Consider the following 1,351-nt stretch of genomic DNA (forward strand, 5'->3'; position numbering starts at 1 on the left):
GCGGTTAATGAGATGGTCCCCACCACCCTGTGAGCGGTACGCTGACAGGGTGTTTCTTTATGGAGAAGACCATCATGCAAAACGTCACGCTTATTGGTATCGATCTCGGTAAACATTCTTTTCACATTCATTGCCAGGATAAATCAGGCAAGGCATTACTGCGGAAAAAATTTACCCGTACCAAACTCATTGAGTTTCTGGCCGGATGTACATCCGCTACCGTTGTAATGGAAGCCTGCGCCGGTGCCCATTTTATGGCTCGCCGGATCGCTGATTTAGGCCATGAAGCAAAACTGATTTCTCCGCAGTTTGTTCGCCCTTTTATTAAGAGCAACAAGAACGATTTTGTCGATGCAGAAGCCATATGCGAGGCGGCATCCCGTCCCTCCATGAGATTTGTGCAACCACGAACCGAAGCTCAGCAGGCTATGCGGGCGCTTCACCGGGTCAGGGAATCGCTGGTCAGAGATAAAGTCAAAACGACTAATCAGATGCATGCTTTTTTGCTGGAATTTGGCATCAGTATGCCGATCGGAGCCGCAGTGATAAAACGGCTCTCAACAGTCCTTGCAGATAACGAACTTCCTCCCTATCTGGCACAGCTGCTGATGCGCTTACATGCTCATTATCTTTATCTTGTCGAACAGATCACCGGGCTTGAAACGGCACTGGAACAAGAGCTGAGTCGCGATGAAACAGGACAACGTCTTCAGACAATACCCGGTGTTGGGCCGATAACTGCCAGCGTCTTATCATCGCAACTGGGCGACGGTAAACAATATGGCTGTAGCCGGGATTTTGCGGCCTCAACCGGCCTGGTACCACGTCAGTACAGCACGGGCGGCAAAAATACGCTTTTAGGGATAAGTAAACGGGGAGACAAAAATCTGCGACGGTTACTTGTCCAGTGCGCCAGAGTCTTTATCCAGAGAATCGATTATCAGTCAGGCAAGCTGGCTGACTGGGTCAGGGCGCAACTGGCAAGAAAACACTCCTGCGTAGTGTGTTGTGCTCTGGCCAACAAGCTGGCCCGGATAGCATGGGCAATCACAACCCGGCAGACTGTGTTCGAAAGGTAACGATGACGCCAGTCTGACCGGCAGGTTAATCGTTAATTAAACAGTTCCCAATCTGGTTTTGCGAAGACTGACTATTGATGACATGAACGGCCTGACGGCCTGATGAAAAGCTTACACAAAAAATGGCTCTGTGAAGCCGTGCGGTTTTTAAGGCTCCATCAGGTGCGGAACTCATCGAGGCGCGGGCATCCATGCCCATAGTGACGCCGGATAGATTTAGGCAAGCCAACATTAATCAAAAATCAGTGTTGCAAAAATGGTGGGGACCATAG

1 protein-coding gene is annotated in these 1,351 nt (G+C 50.0%); it reads left to right on the plus strand.

Features of this window, described 5'->3' with window-relative positions; all coding sequences use genetic code 11:
- Positions 1-74 precede the first annotated feature (74 nt).
- Positions 75-1,079, plus strand: coding sequence for an IS110 family RNA-guided transposase (locus QRY16_RS21935; protein ID WP_289778053.1), 1,005 nt, complete (start codon positions 75-77; stop codon positions 1,077-1,079).
- The last annotated feature ends 272 nt before the right edge of the window (positions 1,080-1,351 follow it).

Source organism: Mixta mediterraneensis (genome assembly GCF_030283135.1).
Taxonomy (GTDB): Bacteria; Pseudomonadota; Gammaproteobacteria; order Enterobacterales; family Enterobacteriaceae; genus Pantoea; species Pantoea mediterraneensis.

Excerpts from the sequence above, each read along its gene's own strand:
- QRY16_RS21935 (WP_289778053.1), top strand. The coding sequence starts at position 75 with ATGCAAAACGTCACGCTTATTGGTATCGATCTCGGTAAACATTCTTTT.